At 37.6% G+C, this 24,852-nt stretch carries 17 protein-coding genes and 1 tRNA gene; 5 read left to right on the top strand and 13 right to left on the bottom strand.

All coding sequences use genetic code 11. The features are described from left to right. Nucleotide 1: 1 nt before the first annotated feature. From ACX0HA_RS01470 to ACX0HA_RS01455, 4 genes are all read right to left on the bottom strand, one after another. Complete coding sequence (locus ACX0HA_RS01470; RefSeq protein ID WP_458843490.1) at nt 2-1,624, bottom strand: hypothetical protein; 1,623 nt, start codon at nt 1,622-1,624, stop codon at nt 2-4. Nucleotides 1,625-1,635: 11 nt separating this feature from the next. Further along, nucleotides 1,636-2,487 carry a DUF4238 domain-containing protein gene (locus tag ACX0HA_RS01465; RefSeq protein ID WP_458843489.1) on the bottom strand — a complete coding sequence of 284 codons (852 nt, stop codon included), beginning with the start codon at nt 2,485-2,487 and terminating at the stop codon, nt 1,636-1,638. An 89-nt stretch (nt 2,488-2,576) separates the two neighbouring features. Continuing rightward, the gene (locus ACX0HA_RS01460; RefSeq protein WP_458843488.1) at nt 2,577-3,503 is read right to left on the bottom strand and encodes a hypothetical protein; all 927 of its coding nucleotides are present in this window, start codon (nt 3,501-3,503) and stop codon (nt 2,577-2,579) included. A gap of 11 nt (nt 3,504-3,514) precedes the next feature. Next, on the bottom strand, nt 3,515-4,063 hold the full coding sequence (locus ACX0HA_RS01455) for a hypothetical protein (RefSeq protein WP_458843487.1): 549 nt from the start codon (nt 4,061-4,063) through the stop codon (nt 3,515-3,517). A gap of 99 nt (nt 4,064-4,162) precedes the next feature. Between ACX0HA_RS01455 and ACX0HA_RS01450 the strand changes: the two genes are divergently transcribed. Beyond that, the gene (locus ACX0HA_RS01450; protein ID WP_458843486.1) at nt 4,163-4,375 is read left to right on the top strand and encodes a helix-turn-helix domain-containing protein; all 213 of its coding nucleotides are present in this window, start codon (nt 4,163-4,165) and stop codon (nt 4,373-4,375) included. 53 nt (nt 4,376-4,428) lie between these two features. On the opposite strand, the gene ACX0HA_RS01445 is transcribed toward ACX0HA_RS01450, so the two are convergent. From ACX0HA_RS01445 to dinB, 4 genes are all read right to left on the bottom strand, one after another. Then, entirely contained in the window at nt 4,429-6,423 is a 1,995-nt protein-coding gene (locus tag ACX0HA_RS01445; RefSeq protein ID WP_458843485.1) for a DUF262 domain-containing protein, read from the bottom strand. A 6-nt stretch (nt 6,424-6,429) separates the two neighbouring features. Next, nucleotides 6,430-8,103, bottom strand: a complete 1,674-nt coding sequence (locus ACX0HA_RS01440) for a DUF262 domain-containing protein (protein ID WP_458843484.1) — start codon at nt 8,101-8,103, stop codon at nt 6,430-6,432. A 93-nt stretch (nt 8,104-8,196) separates the two neighbouring features. Beyond that, the gene (locus tag ACX0HA_RS01435; protein ID WP_458843483.1) at nt 8,197-11,250 is read right to left on the bottom strand and encodes a DNA polymerase III subunit alpha; all 3,054 of its coding nucleotides are present in this window, start codon (nt 11,248-11,250) and stop codon (nt 8,197-8,199) included. After that, nucleotides 11,251-12,408, bottom strand: coding sequence for a DNA polymerase IV (gene dinB / locus ACX0HA_RS01430; protein ID WP_458843482.1), 1,158 nt, complete (start codon nt 12,406-12,408; stop codon nt 11,251-11,253). It abuts the gene before it with no gap. An 87-nt stretch (nt 12,409-12,495) separates the two neighbouring features. Between dinB and ACX0HA_RS01425 the strand changes: the two genes are divergently transcribed. Next, nucleotides 12,496-13,266 (top strand): XRE family transcriptional regulator, encoded by a 771-nt coding sequence (locus ACX0HA_RS01425; protein ID WP_458843650.1) that lies wholly within the window; start codon nt 12,496-12,498, stop codon nt 13,264-13,266. Between the two features lie 7 nt (nt 13,267-13,273). Here ACX0HA_RS01425 and ACX0HA_RS01420 read toward each other — a convergent pair whose 3' ends face one another. From ACX0HA_RS01420 to ACX0HA_RS01400, 5 genes are all read right to left on the bottom strand, one after another. Beyond that, entirely contained in the window at nt 13,274-13,699 is a 426-nt protein-coding gene (locus tag ACX0HA_RS01420) for a response regulator (protein WP_458843481.1), read from the bottom strand. A 450-nt stretch (nt 13,700-14,149) separates the two neighbouring features. Next, nucleotides 14,150-14,237: transfer RNA gene (locus tag ACX0HA_RS01415), tRNA-Ser, on the bottom strand. Nucleotides 14,238-14,288: 51 nt separating this feature from the next. Beyond that, entirely contained in the window at nt 14,289-15,317 is a 1,029-nt protein-coding gene (locus ACX0HA_RS01410) for an asparaginase (RefSeq protein WP_458843480.1), read from the bottom strand. Next, entirely contained in the window at nt 15,307-16,443 is a 1,137-nt protein-coding gene (locus ACX0HA_RS01405) for a 1-acyl-sn-glycerol-3-phosphate acyltransferase (RefSeq protein WP_458843479.1), read from the bottom strand. Before ACX0HA_RS01405 ends, ACX0HA_RS01410 begins: the two co-directional genes overlap by 11 nt. Nucleotides 16,444-16,511: 68 nt before the next feature. After that, nucleotides 16,512-17,279: a TatD family hydrolase gene (locus ACX0HA_RS01400; protein WP_458843478.1), complete on the bottom strand. Its 768-nt coding sequence runs from the start codon at nt 17,277-17,279 to the stop codon at nt 16,512-16,514. Nucleotides 17,280-17,378: 99 nt separating this feature from the next. Between ACX0HA_RS01400 and ACX0HA_RS01395 the strand changes: the two genes are divergently transcribed. The 3 genes from ACX0HA_RS01395 to ACX0HA_RS01385 all read left to right on the top strand — a co-directional run bounded on the left by ACX0HA_RS01395 (nt 17,379) and on the right by ACX0HA_RS01385 (nt 24,784). Then, nucleotides 17,379-17,816 (top strand): retropepsin-like aspartic protease, encoded by a 438-nt coding sequence (locus tag ACX0HA_RS01395; protein WP_458843477.1) that lies wholly within the window; start codon nt 17,379-17,381, stop codon nt 17,814-17,816. Between the two features lie 67 nt (nt 17,817-17,883). Then, entirely contained in the window at nt 17,884-23,547 is a 5,664-nt protein-coding gene (locus ACX0HA_RS01390; RefSeq protein WP_458843476.1) for a T9SS type A sorting domain-containing protein, read from the top strand. A gap of 127 nt (nt 23,548-23,674) precedes the next feature. Continuing rightward, the gene (locus tag ACX0HA_RS01385) at nt 23,675-24,784 is read left to right on the top strand and encodes a T9SS type A sorting domain-containing protein (protein ID WP_458843475.1); all 1,110 of its coding nucleotides are present in this window, start codon (nt 23,675-23,677) and stop codon (nt 24,782-24,784) included. The last annotated feature ends 68 nt before the right edge of the window (nt 24,785-24,852 follow it).

Below are 24,852 nucleotides of genomic sequence, written 5' to 3'. Positions count from 1 at the left end.
TTTACCACTTTTTCCAAGTTCCTCCTCTAACAAATTCAAGATATGACTTGTATCGTTTGTAATCTTCTTTTCTATCATCATAACTGTCGAGTAATCCCCTAATTCCAAGTATTGCCTTAATTCTTTGGGACAGTTCGGTGTTTCCTGAAGTATCTCTTGAGCTAATTTTTTTAACTGTTGTATCTCTAACAGTCTCAAATTCTGATTCCAGTCCTCCTCCCAGTCCTTCTTCACCTTCTGCGAAGCTTCTAATTTTTGATTCAATATCAATTCGAGCTTGTCCAACGATGCTTTTTCTTTGTTCAAAGCTTGTTGATTCTCTCCTTTTATCCCATTCAAATCTTTCGTATTCTGCTCTTTTAAGTTGCTCAATGTTTCTTCTGAAGCTTCCTTCCTCTTCAATGACTCTTGCGATACTGTTTCGAATTCTTTCAATGTCTCTCTGAAGGCTTTCTTGACGGGCTGCATAGACTGCTCCCATTGATACTCCAACTGCTCTCTTGTCATGTTTTCCTCCGATAATCCCTCCAAGTAATTCTTCTTCTCCTTCAAGCTCTTCTCTTTTTCTAAGATATCTTTCTTCCAGATTTGAACTGTATTCTTCAAATTCGATTTCTTGAAACTTAATGCGTGCGAATTGCTCAGCAAACTCATTTTCTTCGTACTCAAATTCTGAATATACTTCCCTCTCATACTCTCTTTCCAACTCGTCCAGTCTTGTTCTATGTTTTTCTGAAGCTTTCTCAATTCTTGATATTTCTCGTTCAAACTTTCCTGTAACTTGTCTGTATGATTGTGATTCCAGGATTCGGTTAATTGAGCGTATAAGATTTCCAAGCTGCGCTGCACGGCAGGAGGCTGATTCTTCAAAAAGCTTTCTTTGCTCTTCATCAATTGGTGATATTCCCTCTGAATCTCTTTTGGGAACTGGAAGGTATTCGGTGTTTGATTCGACTTCATTGTATATCCATTTAACTCTGGTAACTGATTTTAAACTTTCCTCTATTTCATTTTCTGGCAGCTTTGGAATAATAATTTGGACTGTATTTATTCCTAACCTAAACAGCTTAATCTTCTTTTCTTCCGGGACTTTGTGTGTTACTACAAACTCTATGAAGAGTATAGGCTTGTTGTGTTCATCAAAAAATGTTACATCTGGTTGTAACAATAGATATCTCTCTTCGATATTAGGATTTTTACCCCATTTTATATTCCCTCCTTCGTCTTCATAAAAAGTAAGTTGAGATTTAACCTTTTTAGCATGTATGGTAGATGCTTCCAATAAGAGTATAGGGCTACCTTCGATATCTTTAGGAGGATATTTATATACAGCAGGTAATTTCAACTGTTTCAATCTATGTAATGCTTGTTCTGCTAAGCGTTCACGGTACTCTCTACTACTATAAACACATTCTGCAGAACTTTTACTAATATTAATAGCGTGATGTCGGAAATAACTTTGATGCTTTAAGTCTTTGAATTTCACTGCCTGCATTTCTTTGTTACATCCCATACAGTAATAACCTTGCAAACCACTTGCTGCATGGTTAATATGAATTGGATTGCCATTTATTTTAAATGCCCAATCGTTCTGTAGTTCTAAATTACCCTCTTCTTTCAGCATAAAATGTGCGTTTATATTTTCTGCGGTTCAGTTTCGGTATAGAAAATTAAGAACTGCTCAAAGCCCCTTGCAATCATGTTATTTATCTTGTCAAATTCTAAAAAGTCAAGGTCGCAAACTTTATTTACCGGCAAAGCCCTTAATGGATTACTATTTATTTTTGAATCTTTATGATACATAAAAAGACAATAGTCCCTTGATAGTGGTAAGTAGATTTCACTTTCTACAGGAATTGTATGATATAGTTCGCCTTGCGTATCTAAATAGACGGGGGAGTCAGTGGTTAACCATCCATAACCTTCATTAGCTTTTAAAACAGTTGCACTAAAATTTCTAAAAATCTTAACCAAAGTATCCATTAGGAAACCAATAATGAAGTTAAGCTTATTTTTTCCAGTCAGGTGGCTCATAACGAAATCTAAATCGAAGTCAACCTTACCAAACATCTCAAGCTCTTCTATAATAACATCTTTTGTTAGCTCATCATTAATCATCTTATCAATATATGACCTAAACCTACTATTCCGGCAGAGAAGATTAGCTACAAAATGGTTAAGTAAATCCTTATGTAAGGGAATTAATTTGCCCTGACCTTTCAGAGTATTGATAATTGTCCTGTATTTATCTTCCAGCAAACCACTGAGGTTCTCAAATTGCCGTCTTTCGTGAGGTTCAATATCAGGAAGCTCGAAATCAAAAATGTTTATCTCTGTTGAAAATTGAGAGATGAGAATATTTTCAGTTTCGCCTTTGCCGATTTTAAGAACTGAAACCCAATCCTTGCCCTCTTTTTTAAAGCCAAACTGCTTTAAGTAAACTTGCGATATTTTGTGTTGCTTCTGAAATTCTGGCTCTAACTTCATCTTAAAAAGTGTTATATCAGAGGTAAATATAAGAAACGTTGGTAAATAATAAACCCGCCTTGTAAGCGGGAATTATTGATTTGTTTATCTCAGTATTTTGGCATAACTGTTTTATCCTTCTTTAAATTTCGATATATATATCTTTTCGTATACACATCACCAACTTTTTGTTCTGAAAATATTATCCAGTCAAACAATTTGCCGATTTCTATTTGAGTTCCCGTATTAACATCTGTAATGATGTGATAGTTATCGGCAGCGTGTGTATATTTCCATTGATATAATCTCCAACCATTGTACGCCTGTCTAAAATAGTGGATGTAGCCTATGTCAAAATAGACTTTGGTAAGCGAAGTATCTTTGTTTACAATTTCATAGGTCTTTGTATATGGGTTATATTTTTCTTCAGTCACATCATTTGTAATAAACCCACCCACATTATAGTTCATTTCATTTTTTATCTGACTGGTTAGTTCCCTTCTTTTCTGCTCTTCAATCAATGCAGTCTGCTTCTCCTGCTGTAAATAGTAGTTTATAAAGCTATCCATACTATTAGATAGCCAGTTTATTATCTCTGTTGTCTTACTGTTTGTGTAGTCATAAGTGTTTGCGTTTAACACAGCTACACACTTCTCGTTGAATGCCGAGATACAATTGTTTTTTACTGTCTGGCTGTAAGATGAATTGTTTACATTGTTCCGTAAGGTGTTTATTGCGTCCTGTACACTTTTGGTGTTGTTGTCATAACGGGCTTGTTTGGATGCCAGGGCTTGATTGACCAACTTTAGATTAACAGGCTCAACATATTGGTAGGTTGACTGTGCTTGTGTTGGTTGTGTAACCTCATAATAGTTCCATGTCTGCATTAGGCTATCGTAGGTTTTGTAGCCTATCATAGCTCCTGAAGAATTGTAGTACTCGTATCGACTCATTAGCGAGTTATACTTCTCTGTGGTAGTTTGTGCAAAGCTTGACACTCCATAGATACAAAACAATAGTAAGAACACCTTTTTCATATTTCTAATGCTTAGTAGTTCTTAGTTACTAACCCTGTGTATTGACCCTGTATGATACCTAATGAGGTTGTCAGGTTAAAATTGAAGTTATAGGTATCTCCCGTCTTTGTTATTATTATACGTGCATCTTGATTAATGAGGTCGCTTTCATTAGACACTACATTTCTGGACATGATTTTACCATCTTCAACCACGATGTAATCCTGAATAGAATAGGCATCAAAGCCGTAGTTACCTTTAAAGTTGAATGTTCCTGTTGGTAGTTGATTCGCACCTTCATGTATATAAAGTGTGAAGCTTGCCAAATGTGTCAAGTCATTGGAAATTACAGCTTGTGTTCCATCTGCATTGGTAGATACTTCTGCGTTAGTTAGAGTGATGTAATATACAGTTCCGTCCCCTAAAGGCTGCTTATTGATATTAGCATTTGTCAAGCTATAGGTATTGTTGTTTACCTTAAAGAAGTTGTTGCTATTCTCTTCGTTGACGTTTAAGTTGTCATCAGAGCCTGAACAACCAAGAGTTAAAATTATAGTAATTAGTACTGCTAACTTTTTCATATTCATCATCTATTTAATTCCAACAAATATTGCATTTTTTTTAAAAGAACACAAATATGTGTTCAATAAATTTTTAGAACAGGTGCAATTTTACCTGTGATGCAAAATGATATTCTAAAATCTGTAGGCAATAAACTAAAAGAGATAAGGAACTCCAAAGGCTTATCTCAATCAATGCTTGCGAATGACGCAAATGTCCCTAAAAACCAAATAGGTAGAATTGAAAGAGGCGAAATAAGTGCTGGAATAACAACCTTATACAAAATCTGTCAGGCATTGGGAATAAAAGTTAGAGAGCTTATAGATTTTTAATAAAAAATCGCAATAAGTATGACCTACTGCGATTAGTGAATTATTAAAAATTATTACTTAATTTTTTCGCAACCTTCCAAGTCTCTCGGTCTTTTGCTTTTTAATAGATAACATGATGAATTGTTATTTGAAATTGCTATATAATTTGATTTACTCTTCTTATCTAATAAATCTTTCTCCTTTATTAATCGAAGTTTCCAATTTGGGAATCCCACCGGAGCAACAAAATCTGTGATGATGTCTTGTAATGTACTTATTTGAAGTTTGTTGATTAGTTTTTTTAAATAGATTTTTTGGTCTGTATAGTATATATAATATTCAAGTTCTCTGTAATTTTCTAACAAACATCTTTTTGCAGCATCTCCCACATACCAATATGACGACCAGTAATCATAAAAATCGTATTTATCATTATGATTTATGGTTAACAACGCTCTCCGAATATCATTCGAAATATTATCACTACTATCATCTCCGAAATTCTCATAAAGGACATTATAAATCTCTTTAAATCCTACTAAATCAAAACTTTCTGGATTGTAGTCGTAACCAAGACAGTAGAAAGCAAAATCAATTCTACCCTTAAAAAGAGGTAGATTTTCCATTTGTAATATTGCGTCTCTATTTGAAGTATTTGACACAATCAGTTTAGACTTACTTTTTTCTTCATCCAACTGCTCTTTTGCAAACGCAGACGTTAATTTTTCAACTTTTGATAAATACTCATATATATCTCCACTGCCTACCGCAATTTCTGATATTAAATATATAACTCCATCAAATGCTTCTGGACTTCTGATGATATCAGGTCTTTTACCTCCCTTGATAACAGACCCCCTTGATACGATATTTCTCACAACTCTCATCCAGTCCAGATATTTTTCTTGATTGTATTCATTGCGAATTAAATACTCTGTTTGAGCATAAAAAAGAACCTTTTGAGTATATGAGGAGCTATTAATCTGAGAAGAAAAGAGATTGTCTTCAAACGAAATCTCTCGCAAAAAATCAGATTTTGGCTTATGTCGCCATAAATCGAAATCTATTACCAGATTTAATTTATTGTAGTTTTTAGAGTATACTTCGAAACATTTTGTCAAATATTCAAATCCTGATTTAGTCATGTAAATTGGTCTTACTTTATCAGGGTTATCATGTAGAGATAAAATTATAGTTATCCGATTACTAATTCTTTCAACTGATTGTCTAATCATGACAATTGTCGAAATAAATCTCATAAGTGCAATATCTATTTTATTATTCTTTTTAAAATTAAGCCAAAAGAAATCTGTCCATTCAGTATCAATTTTGAAAGCAAAAGTGTCCTGAAATGCCATATTATTGGCTTCCCAGTCATTTTCATTTATATGCTTCTCTAAGCTTGCCTTAAAATTTTCGAAAGGGGATAGAAGTTTCCCCCTCGCATTCATCTTGATATACAAATCATCTGATAAGCCAATATTGTCTAATTCTACGTAATAAAAATTGATAAGATTAGTTTCAAGCTTTGCCCAAAGATTATCTACAGTAAAAAATTTTGCATGTATACTATCAATAGTTCTTAACATAGATTCAATCGTAGGGTCATTTACCCAATACATAAAAAACCATTTGGAGTCTTTAATTTGGTCACTTATTATTAAATTCTCTTCTACGGTAATGTCCGATAAAACTAATGCTTCGCAAAATTCCCTTGATGTAATTCTCGTTTCATAACCAAACTTTCTCAGTATTTCTTTTTTTTGTGTCTCAGTATTATCTTTAATTGAAGCATACCAATGCAATAAGAAAAGCGTCGTAAGCCTTTGTTGACCATCCAACGGAAGGAAAACGTTATCTACTTTACTGCCATATATAAAATCCAGCTTAATAGCTTTGTTTGCGACAAGACTTTCATATAAGGCATTTAAAAAATTTTCTCTAATTTCTTTTTTATCTTTTCGACCTTGAGCATAGTCTCGCTGTATTATTGGTATCTCAATTTTAGATTGCTGACTCAATAGCTTTAAAAAACTTATAGTTTCGCTGTTTTGTTTAGTCTCATTCATAAGGTCTTAATTTAAGTACTGTTCTAAGACAGAAAGTAAATCTTTTTCGTAGTGTTCTTTATCTTCTGGAGTCCAAAACGAAATTTTTGGAGGATACTCACTGAAATATTTTAGGAAAACATTTTTTGTGCAGATTGGTACAAATATTCCCTGCTTATCCCTATTTATAATTGTTTTTCTTTTAAGTGGAAATACTGCATTTTTATACCCTCGGTTTGTAGAAGCATCTAATAGCGTTAGATTTGAAATATCATTGATATCATCTTCTTTAAAATTATGATTAAAATGGTTAATTATGTCTTCATAGAGAAGCTTGAATTTTTCATTATCTTTAAAATCCACAAATTCAGAAGCTCGTTTCTTTAAAACCCCTTTTTTATCAATATCCGGGTCAATGAAAATAATTGCATCTTTTAGCCACTCATCCTTTTTATCGGGCATTTCATTTTTAATGGATGTTATGTGTTCTATATCCCAATTTTCAATTTTGAATAGGTCAAAAGGAAAATAGGCACTCTCCCTATCACTTTTTAATATTGTTAAGAGATTGTAGAGAAGTAATATTCGTTTTACATCTTCTTTATCATCATATTGTAGAACTTCAAAATTTATATTTTTCACACTCTCTTTAATTAATTCATCTAAAGAATTTTTAAATTCCTTTTTTGTCTTTTCAGAAGAAAGATGATACAACTCTTTTATAGTAATGTGTTTTTCAGTAATCAAAAAACCTATCTTATGATACAGTTCTCTATCATCAAACCATTCACTAAATCTCTGATATCTGTTTTTGATTTCTTGCCAGTTTTTATCAATTGTGTCTTTAGTATTAAGAGTAAACTTTTTACTAAAGTATCTAAATGTTGAATATTTATCAGTAGGGTCAAGACTGTCATTCATCATATCAAATATAAGTTCTATTCTATTTGTTGATTTTTTATCCCCAGTTAAGAAAAACCAGAATTTATTTCGCTGTAATGACTGCTCTATTAAATCCCATTCTGTTGCAATCTCTAATTGACGGAGTTTAAGTTTCTCCCTATTTCTGTCCTCAAAATTCGAGCTATTTAAAAATAATGCCTTTATTAGTTCGGAGTTAGTTAATGGAATTTTACCAATGTTAATTCTTGTAAATATTGAAATAGCATCATCTTCACTACTCTCATACCAAATTACTTTTGTAGAAAACTTAAATTTTGATTCAAAATCGTTTCGATTGAACGACCTGTCTGACGACTTGAGCTTAAACCAATCTTTTATAGTTTTATATGCTTCGCTTATATAATGGAAATCAATATTATCATATCCTGTCGACAACTCTAATTCATTTAAAAACTTATTTGAATCTGTGCGTGTTTCATAATTTAGAGAAAATAACGGTTCACGATAATCTTCCGCTAAATATTGATTGAGATGGAACAATATTAAATATATTGTTGTAAGTCTTTGTTGACCATCAATGACTTCGTAATAAGATTTTTGACCATCGTATTTAACCACAATAGGTTGTAAACAATACCAAGTTTTATCATCTGAATTCTCAACTTCCTTTGGCTTAAATTCGCATATGTCATTTAGTAAATCTCGAATTTCAGTAGATGCCCATCTGTAACCTCTTTGATAGGAGGGGATAAAAAAGGAATAATCTCGTAATTCATTAATTGTTTTTAATAATAGCATATATGTTTATTGTAGTTGGTGTTTGACCTAATACTTAAAATATTACAATTAAGTTTTAATTTTTTAGTAAGAGTAAATATACAAAATTTTAATTCAAATCATCTTATTTCTTGGCAAACCTATTTCATCTTCTTGTGGATAAGGTGCTCGATGAGTCATACTTACATCTTCTCTAATCTGCTTATGTGCTTCATATTGCCTATCAGTGCTATTACTATAGCGAGGGTCTGGAATGAAAGGCATCTTTGCCATTTTAGAAATGGTTACTGTAGGAAAATGATAATCCACTTCAACAGTACCTAAAAGCAAATAACAGCCACCACCCTGAAAGGGATATTGTTGTAGACAGTCAGTAAAATGTGCTGTGTCGAAATATTCACCTTCAACATCAATCCATGTTCCAAAATACATATCTCCTTTTTTAGTTGGCACATGCTTACGTGATATTAAATAAGCAAGCATCTTTACAGTTTGCTTATGATGCTTTGTTAAATCCTTTGCCATCACACTACCCCTATAGTTGGTCTGTAGCAGGTCAAATGGTGTACAGGAAACCGGAAAACTTAATAATTCTATCTCATCAAAAGCATCTTCATATTTTGACCTCTCCAATTCTGGCAGTTTATATTCTTTTACAGGTTCTTTCAATAGTAATAAATCCCTGTTCTCCGGCTTAAAATTTACCATCAATAGCCTTGCAATTACAAGGAGCTGATTCTTTGTCTTGCTGGTGAATCTAAAAGCCCCTATAAAAATCAAGGTTTGTATACTTTCAATCCCAATCGGGATTCTATTAATAAAATCTTCTAAGGAATTATAATTGCCATTTTTATTTCTCTCTTCTACGATTAAGCTTGATATTCTTGATTCTAAGCCCTGTAAATGCAGAAAACCAATATATATGTCATTATCATATAAGGTTGTCTCAAATAGGCTTAAATTAACGCATGGAGGATGTATAATGCCTCCTGACATTTTAGCTTCGTGTACATATACCTCTGTTCTGTAAAATCCTCCCTGATTATTGATAACTGCCACCATAAATTCAACAGGATAATAAACCTTTAAATAAAGGCTTTGGTAACTTTCAACGGCATAAGATGCAGAGTGAGCTTTACAGAACGAATAACCTGCAAATGATTCTATTTGCCTGTAAACCTCTTCACTTAATTGTCGTGAATGCCCTTTGTTGTCACAGGATGCAAAATAGTTGTCTTTTACTTTTTGGAGGGCTGCTTTAGACCTTCCTTTGCCACTCATAGCCCTGCGTAAGATATCCCCATCAGCAGGGGCAAGACCCCCGAAGTGCAAGGCTATTTTTATTACATCCTCCTGATACACCATTATTCCATAAGTGTCTCCTAATTGCTCTTTAAATACCTCATGGAAGTATTCAAACTGGTCAGGGTGGTTGTGCCTGAAGATATATTCTTTCATCATGCCACTTTGTGCAACTCCAGGGCGAATGATTGACGATGCAGCAACAAGGGTTTTATAATTGTCACACTTCAATCTCCTTAGTAATCCCCTCATAGCAGGGCTTTCAATGTAGAAACAGCCTATAGTCTTTCCTCTACTTAAATATTCGTTTGCTTTAATCTCATCTTTTGAAAGAGAAGTATTCCTGATATCTACCTTAATTCCTTTATTCTTTTCTATAAGCTTTACCGAGTCATTTATATGACCTATACCTCTTTGGCTAAGTATATCAAACTTTTCAAAGCCAATATCTTCAGCTACATGCATGTCAAACTGAACTATAGGAAATCCTTTGGGAGGCATTTCTAATGCTGTGTAATTTGTTATTGGCTCTTCAGAGATTATAATTCCACATGAATGCATGCTCCTTTGATTAGGGTATTTCTCAAGCATGACTCCATATTCCTGTACATACTTAACAATGCTATTCTGGTCGTGGGTTTTCATTGGGTTTTTAGCCAGTATGTCTAACTCTTCTTTTGGTAGTCCAAAAACTTTACCGACCTCCCTAAATATAGAACGATATTTAAACTCCACAATTGTTCCTGTAAATGCCACATGCTCTTTGCCAAACCTATTAAAAATGTATTCCAGAATCTCATCCCGGTCAGTCCACGCCCAATCTATATCGAAGTCAGGAGGGCTTTTCCTGTTTAGATTTAAGAAACGCTCAAAATAAAGGTCAAGCTCTATTGGACATATATCTGTTATGCCGAGACAGTAGGCAATAATGCTATTTGCTCCACTTCCTCTGCCTATATGCATGAATCCCCTGCTATTGCTATAGCGAATAATATCCCATGTGATTAGGAAGTAACCACTGAAGTTTAGCTCATTAATCACCTTTAATTCCTTTTCTACCCTTGCTTTTGCTTGTTTATGGTCGTTACCATATCGACTTATTAAGCCTGCCTGTGCAAGATTAGTTAACAGTTCTATATCGCCTTGCTTATTTCCTGTGTAGTGCTTTTTGTTTTTAGGAGTAGTGAAATCATATTCAAAATTACATTGACTAATAACTCGCTCTGTATTCTGTAGTATAATGGGATAATCCTTGTATTTGTTTGTTAATTCTTCTAATGGCATAAATACTTCTGAAGTTTTGCAATAGTCATCTTCAGTTAGTTTTGAAAGAAGAGTATTTGTATCAATAGCCCTCAAAATCTTGTGCAGGTTAAATTCCTTTTTAGTCCTGAAAGTAACAGGCTGAAGTATCACCATTTTATCTGCAACCTTTTTTATTTCGGGCTTGTAAAGCATCAAGAGCTGTTCAGGTCTAATACCTATGTACTCATCATCTTGTAGAGTAGTTGGAATATTTTCAACAGGATATATCACAATGACATCCTTAAAATCAGGAGCTATTAAGGATTTAGGCTTACCACTAAAATTATGCTCTGTCAGGAATCGGTTCATCTCACCTAATCCTCCTCTGTTTTCTGCCAGCCCGATATATAACAGCTTATTATCTTGCCTGAATTCAATACCGACCAGTGGCTTTATGTTTACAGCCTGGCAGCCTTTTATAAAGTCATAAATACCAGTCACAGTATTAACATCAGTTAATGCCATAGCTGTAGCATTGCATGCCTGTCCTTGCAGTATGAGGTCAGATAATGGTATTGTACCATATCGTAGACTGTGAAATGAATGACAATTTAAATACATCTATTGCTTATTTGCATTAAGGATAAGTCCACCACCTCTTGACACTGCACCAATACCAAATCGGTTCTTTATCTTGTCCATTGCCTGATATAGTGACATTAGCTCTACAGTATCTTCAAAGACATTTATTTGATAGCACCCTCTTACCAGTCCACTGAACTTAATGCCTACCAGTCTTAAACGCATCCTACGTTGATAAAGCTTGTCAAAAAGACCTTCAACAGCTTTGCTTAAACTATGGTCGGCAGATGTGTATGATACCCTGCATTGCTTTGTTTCTGTATCAAAATTTGCATATCTGATTTTTACTGTTACAGTGGAGGCAAGCCATCCCTCAGACCTTAGTTCATAGGCTTTCTCTTCTACCATTGAGCTAAGAAGTACTTTCACCATTTTTATGTCTATGGTGTCCTGACTGAATGTATGTTCTGAACCTATGGACTTTCTCTCGGTGTATGGCTCAACTGGATTATTGTCTATGCCATTGGCTTTTTTCCAGAGTTCAATCCCATTTTTTCCTATCATTTGCTGTAGAACCTCGGCAGGCATTTCCGAAAGTGTCTGAATTGTCCTGATGCCTATTCTTGAAAGCAACTGGAAAGTCACTTCACCGACCATCGGGATTTTTTGTATTGACAAAGGATTAAGGAATGACTTTACGAGGGCTTCAGGTATTTCCAGATTACCTTTAGGTTTACCCTCACCAGTTCCAATTTTTGAAACAGTTTTATTTACAGATAAGGCAAAGCTGATAGGTAGACCTGTTTCTTTCGTAACCAATGTTGAAAGCTCATTAGTCCATTGATAGCACCCATAAAACTTATCCATACCTGTAATATCAAGATAGAATTCATCAATGCTTGCTTTCTCCATCACTGGTGCTTTCTCTTCTATAACTTGAGTCACATCCTGAGATAACTTAGAATATAAATCCATGTCACCTTTAATAACCTTTGCATCTGGGCATAATCTTAGTGCCAATTTTATGGGCATTGCCGAACGAACACCAAATTTTCTGGCTTCATAAGAACATGATGCAACGACCCCCCTGTCACCACCACCAATAATAAGAGGGATGTTATTTAGTTGGGAATTGGTTAGCCTCTCACAGGATACAAAGAATGTATCCAAGTCCATATGGACGATAGCACGTGTCATAATCTTGTCTTTTTGGGTGTAACAAAGTTAGATGGGATTACAACAATTTTACATATATTTGTTGTTGTAAATTACAACAAACTGCTTATGTCTCTATTCTCTGACAACATCCGTTACCTTAGACTTCAGAAAAATCTTTCTCAGGAAAAACTTGCTGAAAACCTACTTATAAGCCGTGGGAGGTATGTTCCCTATGAAAATGGAGTCTCAGAACCTCCATACGATATACTGCTTAGAATTTCTACTCAGTTCCATATTAGCATAGACCTTCTCCTGACTGTGGACTTAAGAAAAATCCCTATTGATAACCTACTTCAACTCGGTGACAATCGCATCCTTCTTCCGATTGTGGTTGATAAAGCAGGTAATGATATGATAGAAATTGTTCCTCATAAAGCTAAAGCAGGATATTTAGCAGGTTATAGAGACCCTGAGTATATCGAAAATTTACAACAAATGTCACTACCATTTTTCGGTGTTGGAAAATTTAGAGCTTTTGAAATAGACGGTGATTCGATGCCACCACATAAAGAGAAAACTTGGATAGTGGGTAAGTATGTAGAGAATTATAAAGATATAAAAGATGGTGTAACACACTTAGTTGTGACTAAGAATGATGGAGACACTTACAAACGTGTCTTCAAAGAAAGTGATGCACTTGTACTTCACTCTGACAACTTAGCCTATCAACCTTACAAGGTTCACAGGTCGGAAGTGTTAGAGATTTGGGCGTTTGCAGGCTATGTTGGTACAAAAGAGTTTAAGCCTGGCGACTTAGATGCATTAACTATAAAGGATATTCTTCAGGAATTAAGGAAGGATATAAAAGAAGTTAAGGAGGTAGTAGTTAAAAGTTAATACCCATTTAAAAAGAACTGTTAGGTGTTAAGGCTTCTTTCCAGTAGTCAACAATTAATTTTATTTTACCAAAAAACTTTTCATAATCATAAGGCTTTGTAAAAAGTCCCTGAGCAGAATTACGATAAGCACTCACTACCGTTTCTTTCGAACCTGCGGTAGTAAAAAATATGTAAGGAACACATTTTTCTTTAAGGAGAGGATGATGATAAATTTCATCTCTTAGTTGAAATCCATTCATCATTGGCATATTTACATCTGATATAATCATAAATGGTGTTATATCAGGTCTTAATAAATAATCAATCACTCCCACGTAATCTTTGAAGTAAACTATTTCATTACCGTAGTTAAGAGAGTCAAATACTTCTGTAAAAATTTCTCTATCATCTTCATCATCCTCTATAACTATAATCTGACCATCTCTTTTCATATCCTCATGTGTTTAGTCTTACAAAGATGTAAATAAAAGTCTTTTTAGAAAAAATAATTAACTACTCTATAACTCCAACTATCCTGTAGAGGGGTAAGATAAAATTTTTATATAGCCAAAGGAGTACCTACCTCTATACGTAGAAATTTTCGACTGAATCGCCATCCTCCAAAAGTGCGAGTAAGAGTATATATATATTATATCGTTTTTTATATATTTACTGTAGTAAAATATGAGTACCCACCCATGAAAAACCTATGGGGCATTAGCGAGAATTTCGACCACCCCCCCTGTTTTTAAATAGGAAAGATTATTTGGTTAAATAGAAAAATTAAGCAGGAAATTGAAACCGAAATTAATTTTCAAGGACTTACCGTACATAAATCGTACAAATACGAAAACATAAAATCCCTACATATCTGATTAACAGCTGTGTAGGGATTTATCTTGCAGAGAGGAAGGGATTCGAACCCTCGATGCCCTTGTGGAGCATACACACTTTCCAGGCGTGCGCCTTCGACCACTCGGCCACCTCTCTAAGTTTATTCGCGGGCAAAAATAGGGTTTCTAACCGGATATAAAAATTTAATTACGACAATTCGCCGCGCTGCGATGTTTCAAAAAGTGTTTTGAAATCCTTATGCGGAGCGTCCTGTCCTAACAGGTACATCATTTTGGTTATGGCTGCCTCGGTAGTAATATCAGCTCCTGAGATTACGCCTATTTCCTTTAGCATCGTGCTCGTTTCATAATGACCCATGTTCACGCTGCCTCCTGAGCATTGCGTTACATTTACCACATGAAGTCCGTTAGCAATAGATTTCTGAAGTATGTTGATGAACCAGTCTTCAGACGGTGCGTTACCGCTGCCGTAGGTCTCAAGCACCATTCCCTTAAGTCCCGGTATGCCAACAATAGCCGACAATACCGCTTCGCTGATACCCGGAAACATTTTTACGATAACCACGTTAGAATCCATATTGTGGCTTACTCTCAGGTCTTCGTCCCCCGATTGTGGCAGTAACAGGTCGTTGCTTACCTTCAGGTGTACTCCCGATTCTGCCAGTGCAGGATAGTTGGGCGACGTAAAAGCATTAAAATGTTCGGCACTAATCTTTGTGGTACGGTTACCACGGTACAGCTTGTACTCAAAGTACAGGCATACTTCCTGTATTACAGGCAGGTGTTTGTGGTGCAGTGACGCTATTTGTATGGCTGTGATAAGGTTTTCTTTAGCATCGGTGCGCAGGTCGCCTATAGGCAGCTGCGAACCTGTAAAGACTACCGGTTTTTTGAGGTTATCAAGCATAAAGCTCAACGCAGATGCCGAATAAGACATCGTATCTGACCCGTGAAGGATTACAAAACCGTCAAATTTATCGTAGTTCTCTTCTATGATCGAGGCGATCATAACCCATTTAGACGCATCCATGTTAGACGAGTCGATGGGTTCATCAAAAGACAGGGTTTCAATAGTGCAATCAAGGAGTTTCAGCTCGGGTATGCGCTGCAGCAGCTTCTTGAAATCGAAAACCTTAAGGGCTCCCGTTTCGTGGTTCTTTACCATCCCGATAGTTCCCCCCGTATATACAAGTAAGATTGTAGGCCTAGACTGCATTCTCGTATTTCATTTTATTAACTACCGGATTGGCATACATCGCAAGGAAACCTTCTCTCATCACCTTGTTCTCAATATCGATGCGCATTTCGAGCCTTCTTTCAAAAAGCCCCTTTTCTTTCTCGGTGTAGTGGCTTGCAAAACGATCGGTTTCATTAAGAAGATCGTAAGCAATATAGTTGGTAGGCCAAAGCTTGTAGCTTGCAAGTATCGAATCGTCTATTACCTGCGCCAGGGCCTGTATCTGTTTGTTCTGGTTGTCGTTCTCTTCCTTGATAACATCAAGCTCTTTTTCAAGGATGTCGCCTACCTGAATGTGTATGCGTTTCTTCTGACCCATGATACCACTGATAAGCGTCATGAAATCTTCGTTCTTTTCCTTGATGTACACCTCATCGTTAGCTTCGGCCATAAGCCTTGGCATCTTGAGCATATCGGTAGGGTCATATTCATACGATATCGAAACCGGGACGATCTTGATCTTCTTGAAATAATCCATCAGGTTCTCTTCGTCAGATCCCATGGCAAGCATTTTAAGCACGCCCTGCTGGGTAGTATCGTTACCGTCTTTAGTACGGCCTTCGCGCTGCGCGATCCAAACCGAACGGTTCTCACGCGAAAGCAGCTGGCAAATGTACTCCGACATCAGCTTAGAGCTTTGCAGCAGTTCTCTCGGACTAAGACTGCGCTGTACCAAAAAGTTCCTGTTAAGGCGTGAAAGCGTATGAAGGAATGCTTTTTGCACCAGGTTATCGCCAATAGCCGAAGCCGTCATGATAAGCCCGTGGTCATATAACGACACATTGATAAGTGATGTATCTAATATAATATCCCTGTGATTCGATATAAAAAGATAAGGGGTATGCTTATCCAGCTTTTCAAAACCCGAGGTCGTAAGACCGTCAGAACTTTTTTGCAGTACCTGCTGGATGGCATTATATATAAAATTGATCTGGAAATCGCGTTTAGAATGGGTCTTTAGCAGCTGGTTAGCCCATACCTCCTCTTCCACATCCGGAAAGGTGAAGCTCATGAGCGCCTTCATCATAGGGTGGTGTACAACACTACTTATAGCCTCGTTTACCTCACTATCATAAAAAGGCCTTATATGATCAAATTTCGACATGTACTTCTTTATGGTTAAAACAATTCACAAAAGAACAAAAAAAATATGAATTTACTCTAAATTCTTTTTTAAATCCCGTAGACTTCTTTAGAATTTTGGGTTGTAATTTCAGCTATTTCGGCAACGGTGACACCATAAATTGATGCCAGTTTTTCGGCGACCAGCAAAGTGTAGCTGCTCTCGTTTCTTTTCCCTCTGTGCGGCACCGGAGCGAGATAAGGCGAATCGGTTTCCAACACTATATCTTTCAGGTCGATATCTGCCAAAAATTGGTCGATCTTACCATTCTTGAATGTCGCTACTCCGCCTATCCCCAGCTTCATGTTGTAGGATATGGCTTTTTGCGCCTGCTCAAAATCGCCTGTAAAGCAATGGAAGATACCGTATAAATCATCTCCTTTTTCGCTTTCCAACACCTCAAAAACCTCATCAAAGGCATCACGGCAATGGATATTAATCGCCAGTCCATATTTTTTAGCCAGCTGAATCTGGTGTTTAAAAGCGTGCTGCTGCTCGGCAAGGCGTGTTTTGTCCCAATACAGGTCGATACCTATTTCGCCCACCGCGGTAAACTTTCGCGAAGCAAGCTCACGTTCTACATGCGCCAGCTCTTCGAGGTAATTTTCTTTAACGTAGGTGGGATGCAGCCCCATCATGAGGAATACATTATCAGGGTACTGCTTTTCGAGCTCATACATCTGCGGTGTATATGACGAATCGATGGATGGCACAAAAAGGCGCGTCACTCCGGCATCAAAAGCACGTTGCATCATGGCATCGCGCCCGTCGGCAAATTCTTCGCTGTATAAATGGGTATGGGTATCAGTAAGGGTCATAATCGCAATTTTGGACTGCAAAATTACAAAGTTGGCCAGTCTTTTAGCATAAGTATATCATAATTTAAAGTATTTTTGACCTAAAGCAACCTTTACAAAATGGAAAACCTGTATGCCACGCTGAAAGATAAAGGCTATACCCGCATAAAATTCAAAATATCAAAAACCCAGCATTTGCTCATCAAAGGAAAAATAAACGGTGTTGCCGGAAATTTTATCCTTGACACCGGAGCTTCTAACAGCTGCGTAGGTTTTGACGAAATTGCCCTGTTTGAACTTTCAGCCAATGACTCTGACACAAAGGCTGCAGGTGCCGGAGGAACAGGCATGCTTACGCAGACATCCCTTAAAAACACCCTTAAACTTGGACGATGGACCAACAAGAACTTCGGTCTGGTGATATTTGACATGTCACACGTAAACGAAGCTTTATTGCAATACAAAGCAAAGCCGGTTCATGGCATCATTGGAGCCGATATACTGATGAAAGGCAAAGCCATTATTGACTACTACAATCACTGCGTTTATTTGAAGTAATAATCACAAAAACAAGCGTTTTTTAGTAAGGTTTTTTTCATATTTTTGAAGCCACCAATCCAACTATATGAAAAAATATCTTTTCGTACTGTTATTAATGACAGTACCTTTCATTACTACTGCACAGCTAGCTAATGACAATTGCAGCAATGCTACAGTATTGCAAATTAACCCTAACCTTACCCTTACCTTTACTACACCCGGAACAATTGCAGGAGCAACCGCATCTGCCGAAGCTAACACTTGTGCCGGTGCAGATGATGACGATGTATGGTATCAGTTTACAGCAACACATACCTCACACCACATTAACATTACTGATACTGAAGGCAGTACCCTGGATTTAAACCACGTTGTTTATGAGGGAAACAATTGCGGTACATTAATACAAAAGTATTGCAGTGATCCTAATAGCAGCACTGCCAGAGGACTGACCATTGGCCAGACCTATAAGATAAGGATATATTCTGCCACGCTTGTTTCCGGACAAACCACCACATTTAATATAAACATTACTACTCCCCCCGCCCCACCTGTAAATGACGATTGTTCTAATGCAATTACCCTTACGGCTAACCCGTACTACGCTCAAAATAGTGCCACAACCACATCAACACTTTATCAGGCAACCGCAAGTGTGCAAAACGATAACTGTAATACAGGAAACCTGGAAGATGTCTGGTTTAAGTTCGTAGCCACAAGTTCAAGACATAAAATAGTAACAAGCAATATAACCGGTAGCATTAACTACCTGAAATATTCCCTTTACACAGGAACATGTCAGTCATTAACCGTTGTGACTTGCTTTCCTGTTAATGGTATATTCTCCAGCCTTACTCCTGGCCAAACGTATATGATCAGAGCTTCGGCATGGTCAGGCGCATCAGCTGCTCCATCATCATTTACGGTAACCTTAAGCAATGATATTCCCGAAAATGACAGCTGTCCTACACCTACTATCATAATACCGTCAGCATCGCCAAACTGTACCGGAGGCGTACCGGGCGACCTTAGAAATGCATCCCCTTTTACAACCCCGACCTGCTCAGGTGGTGCCAAAGATTTATGGTATGAATTTACCGCAACAAGCACTACACATTACATTTGGTTTAGCAATGTAGTTGGTCCAAGCGAGGGCTACCTTAAATTTTCACTATTTAGCGGCAACTGCTCAGCACCTACTGTTGTAAGATGTAGCAGTTATAGTAATAACTTCGACTATTATTACAGCTCTTTCGTACCGGGCCAGAACTATAAAATTTGTGTAACAGGGGTAAACAGCAGTAATATTTCATTTAACATATGTGTAGGTTCAATACCATCTATACCCCCTGTTAATGACACCTGTGCTAATGCCACAAGTGTAGTTGCAGGTACCACACCCGAATGCACAGAATCTGTAGAAGTAACAATTGGCGGGGCAACAAACACGCCGGTGTCATCAGCCTGCGGAATTTACAACAAGGACGTTTGGTATACATTTGTCGCCACCAGCACAAGACATGTCATTAACCTATCAAATATAACAGGAGGCACAACTACTTTGAGCCATAGCGTTTTCAGTAATTATGACTGTACCGGAAGTGCTACATCCGTATCACCGTGTTATGGCAGTAAAAGCACTCTTGATTACGTTATTGGACAAACCTATAAGATAAGAGTCAGTCTCTCAGAGCCTCTTTCTGAATTCTCAACATTTAAACTTTGCATTACAACCCCAGTAACACCTGTTAATGACAATTGTCCTAATGCAATACAAATTTCTGCAAGCTCTTCTTTGGAATGTACCCAACAAATTAACGGCACAACTGTAGCAGCAACAAAGTCACCAAATACAACAGGATGCATGTCGAGTAACCAGGATGTATGGTATAAATTCACAGCTATCAGTCAGGCACATGTTGTAACATGTCTGCTTTCAAATGGCTATCAGGCTTCAATTTCATTGTTCACAGGCGATTATAACAACCCTACGCTGGTTACCTGCGCCTATCCCAGATTCTCCGGACTGACAATTGGACAAGAATATATGATAAGAGTAGGAGCTGATTCTGATTATGATTTTACTCTTTGCGTTTCAAGCGTTTTGGATGTAACCAACGATACTTGTGCCAGCGCGCAACCAATTGCTCTTAATCAGAATATGGAGCCAACCAACACTACCAGCGTGAATCTTACCGTTGCAAGCGATTCTACCGAAGGATTAAGCTGCGCATCAACTTTTGTCTTTAGAGATGTCTGGTATACTTTTACCGCGACAAATACCACACATTATTTGGTTAGACAATCCGGAAACACAACTAATTCAACAGACCCACAAATAGCATTATATACAGGAAGCTGCGGCACATTATCTCAGGTATACTGCAATAAGGCTTTTACAAACTCTAAGATCACTCTTGACAATCTGACAATAGGACAGTCTTATAAACTAAGGGTTTATGTTTATTATGATAACACTCCTGTAATTTTAAATAATGTTACAATTGCATTGCTAACACCTCCTGCTGCACCTGTTAACGACAATTGCTCAAACCCAACATTGCTTATTGTAAATCCTCTTTCAGGATGCATACAGCCGGTAACAGGCACACTATCTTCAGCCACAGCATCAACAGATGTACCAGATTCAATATGGTCAGTTTATGAGGATGTATGGTATCAGTTTACAGCAACACATACAACACAAAAAGTGTTCATTACGGATATTGAAGGCGTTGATATTGGAGGTTTTCAAATATATGATGGAGTCTGCGGAGCTTTAACCTTTAAAGGCAATTACCATCCTGCTGGAGAGCCTGTTATTTCCGGGCTCACACCGGGAACCGTTTACAATTTAAGGCTAATGAAAGAGTATTATTCAACAGCTTCTGAAGTACTAAATTCTTTCAAAATCTGCATCACTGAACCTGATCCGGCACCTGCAAATGATGAATGCTCTGCTGCTCTAATACTACCTGTTAATGCGGGACTTATATGCACTTCCTCTGTAAACGGAACTTTATTTGGCGCTACAAAATCTACAGATCCTGCTTTATTATTTCAAAGCATAAAAGAAGATGTATGGTACAAGTTTACAGCAACCGCAACAAGGCATCATATCAACATTGCCGGTAGCCACGATATTACTCACATACTATACTCCGGCGCAGACTGCGGCGCACTTACCTACATGTATAGCGTGACAGACGGAAACAGCATCGCCTCTAATCTGACTATTGGCAATACTTACACTATCAGAATAACAAAAGGTTATGGCTCCCTGTATAATCCAAACGAATTCACTATTTGTATCGGCACACCTGTATTGGCAGCAAATGACGAATGCAGCAACGCCATAGTACTTGCAGTAAGCCCTGGAGAAGAACCTCTAAACTACGAACACGGTTCACTACAGCTTGCGTCATTTACACCTATCAACCCATCAACCGGATGTGGCACATACAAAGATTTGTGGTATAAGTTTACTGCTACATCTACATTACATTATATTGATATGTATGGGTCTGCATTGTTAGGCATTTACCCTGCAGCTGATTGCTCATCGATACTATGTTCAAATGCTATTACTCTTAATAACAATTATGCTCCGGGACTTACCATTGGACAGACATACTATATAAGAGTGCAGGCTTATTCTGATCAGCCCGGAGAGTTAAAAACCTTCGAAATAGCCGTTACTACCCCTCAACCAATTGCAAATGACAACTGTGCTAACGCTATTGTTGTACCTGTTAATTCCGGCTCAGAATGTGAGCTGGCCTATACAGCAAACCTGGCAAACACACAACCTTCTGACATACCTGTTTGTAATGCAGGCCTTAGAGATCTATGGGTAAAATTTACAGCTACCAATTCCCGCCATACAATATCTATAACCGATCCATACCAAAAAAGTTATAGCATTTTTACAGGAGACAATTGCATCTCGCTTGATTATGATTGTAATACCTACCCACAATATACTTCATCCACGCACAATTTCACGGTAGGTCAAACTTATATGATCAGAATACAGACATCTTCAACTAACCCATATACCAATCTTCCTGTAGAACTTTGCATTACCACACCGGCAACATGCAGTAATCCTGAAAATCTTTTAAGCGGTTACAATGAATATGTATTTGCGCCTAATGACATCGTGCCGTATGTAGAAGGAGTTGACTGCCTTATCGATGCTACAAATGCCAAATGGTTTTCTGTAAACATTACAAATCCGGGCGACATTGAATATACAATCTCAATGAATAGCCAGTATAGCCCTCAGGGTGACCCTATAGGGCAAGACAGAACTTATCCTGCTTATTTAGTATGGGGGCCTTTTAGCAGTACCGAGCAAGGTTGCGAAAATTTATCATCTTCCAGGATTATACGCTGTAGTAGTGCGGGTCCTATTGGTAAATTCACGATTACCGGAAGCGTGGCGGGCGAATTTTATGTTGTATTAGTTAGTAATATCCAAACTGACGCCTACATAAAACTTGAGCAAACCGGCGGAACCGCAGCTTCGGGCAACGTCCCGGCGCCAACAGGCGATACAAACCAGGATTTTGGCCCGGGACAGACTTTGGCCGATATAGAAATGAATGATGATGTTACCTGGTATGCTAATCCCGGAGAACCTCTTTTGGCTCCTTTTAGCAACAATGACAACGAAGATAGCGAACCTGAGATTCCGCTGCCATTAACAACACCATTGGTGAGCGGAACCACCTATTATGCCGCCAAAAAGATATACAACATAGAAAGTTTTGTAAGGTTTGCCGTAACTGTAAATTTTGCCGAAGAAGTACCGGCTCCAACCGGCCCAACCCAGCAGGATTTTTACAGCGGAGAAACACTTGACGACCTGGAAATTACCGGCGAAAACATCAAATGGTATAATAACAATGAAGCCACAGTAGCATTACCATCTAACACGCTTCTTACTGATGGTGCTTCATATTCGGCTTCGCAAACAGTGAACGGACTTGAGAGTATCCAAAGGCTTACGATTATAGTTAATGAGATCGTAACTACAGTTGCACCGCCAACAGGCCCGGCTGAACAAACATTTAGCGAAGGTGAAACCCTTGCCGATCTTGACGTAACAGGCGAAAACATTAAATGGTATACCGACAGCTCTTCTACCCAATCACTACCTGCAACAACACTTTTGGCAGATGGGTACACTTATTATGCATCACAGACCATCAATGAGATAGAAAGCACAGACCGTCTTGCCGTTACAGTAGTTGCAATAGCTATACCTTTCACACCTGCTCCAACCGGCGCAACTGAACAATCATTTACCGAAGGTGAGACTCTTGCCAATCTTGAAGTTACAGGAGAAAACATTAAATGGTATGCGGATAATTCTTCTGTTCAATTACTGCCTTTTACAACGGTACTTGTTGACGGCAACACGTATTATGCATCGCAAACTATCAATGAAGTAGAAAGCACAGACCGCCTTGCTGTTTCCGTTAATCTTGTATTAAGTACTAACAGCAATACATTTGCTTCGCTGCTATACTACCCTAACCCGGTAACTGGCATACTGAATATTGAAAACACAAACGAAATTGAGAAGGTTACGGTTGCAAATGCGTTGGGGCAAAAAGTTTTTGCCAAAACAATAAAAAGCAATAAAGCCCAGATAGATACATCATCAATAAGCAGAGGTGTATATTTTGTTACAGTCACTTCAGAAGGTGCGTCAACAACCATTAAAATTATTAAAGAGTAATTCCTCTTAAATCATATTTTTAAATCCCTGAATACATATTCAGGGATTTTTTATTTAAATAAGTGACAACTCACGCAACCTTTTGTTAATTTAGACACCTTATAATAAATCAACTAAACCATTTTTTATGAAAAAATTACTACTCCTGCTCCTTTTAGGAACTATGGCCTACGCACAGCCCGCCATTAATCAGCCTGACGACCTTACCGCGTGTGAAGCTAATTATGATGGACATGCTTTTTTCGACCTCACGGTAAACAACGCTGTAATGGTAGACAACCCGGCGCTTTATACCATAACATATCACCATACACAGGCTTCCGCAGAATATGGTTTAAATGCAATGCCTAATCCGGAAAATTATTATTCTGTCAATAGCACTGTATATGCGAGCGTCATAGAAACAGCAAATCCATCCTCGCATTCAGTAGCTGCAATTGCTCTTACTGTAATGCCAAAACCGCCAGTACCGGAGACCCCGGATATTACTATATATGACAACAACGCAGCCGAAATAGGATTTACAACTATAGACCTCACCATTTACAACGACGACATTTTAGGCAGCAACCCTAATGTTGTAATTTCTTTTCATGAGACTCCAAATGATGCCGCAATGGGTGTTAATGCTATCCCTAATCCTGAAAGCTATATCAACATAACCCCATACAGCCAAACTCTGTATGTGAGGGTTGTGAGCACTGTTACTTCGTGCTATTCAACAGGTAGTTTAACCGTTACAATACAATCAGAACCCTTCCTACCACCTCCACCTACCGGAGAAGCAGAACAGACTTTCACTCAGGGCGACACTCTTGCCGACCTTGAAGTGGAAGGCGAGAATATTCAGTGGTACGAAACTTCAGAAGGCGACACCCCTCTAAACATGAGCACCATACTGGTTGATGGAACGACATATTTCGCAGCGCAAACCATTAACAATACCGAAAGCAACAACCGTCTGGGTGTAACCGTACATCTTACTGCCGGCATTGCAGATAATACTTTCAGCAGCCTTCACTATTACCCTAATCCAGCAGCCAGCAGCCTGAACATTGAAAACATAAATGGCATTGATGCTATATCTGTTACCAATACTTTAGGGCAAAAAATATTTACCCAAGCCATAAACAGCAACAGCGCCCAGATTGATGTTTCATCGCTTAATAAAGGTGTTTACTTCGTTACCGTGACCTCAGGAAGCGCATCGAAGATCTTGAAAATTATTAAAGAATAGTTTTTCACACAATAAAGCATCTGACCCTTTGAACTAATATTCAGAGGGTTATTTATTTAGACACAAAA

The sequence above is a fragment of the Flavobacterium hauense genome, from assembly GCF_054457175.1.
Note: the sequence above shows the minus strand (reverse complement) of the source record. Positions and strands in the feature narration are given on the sequence as shown.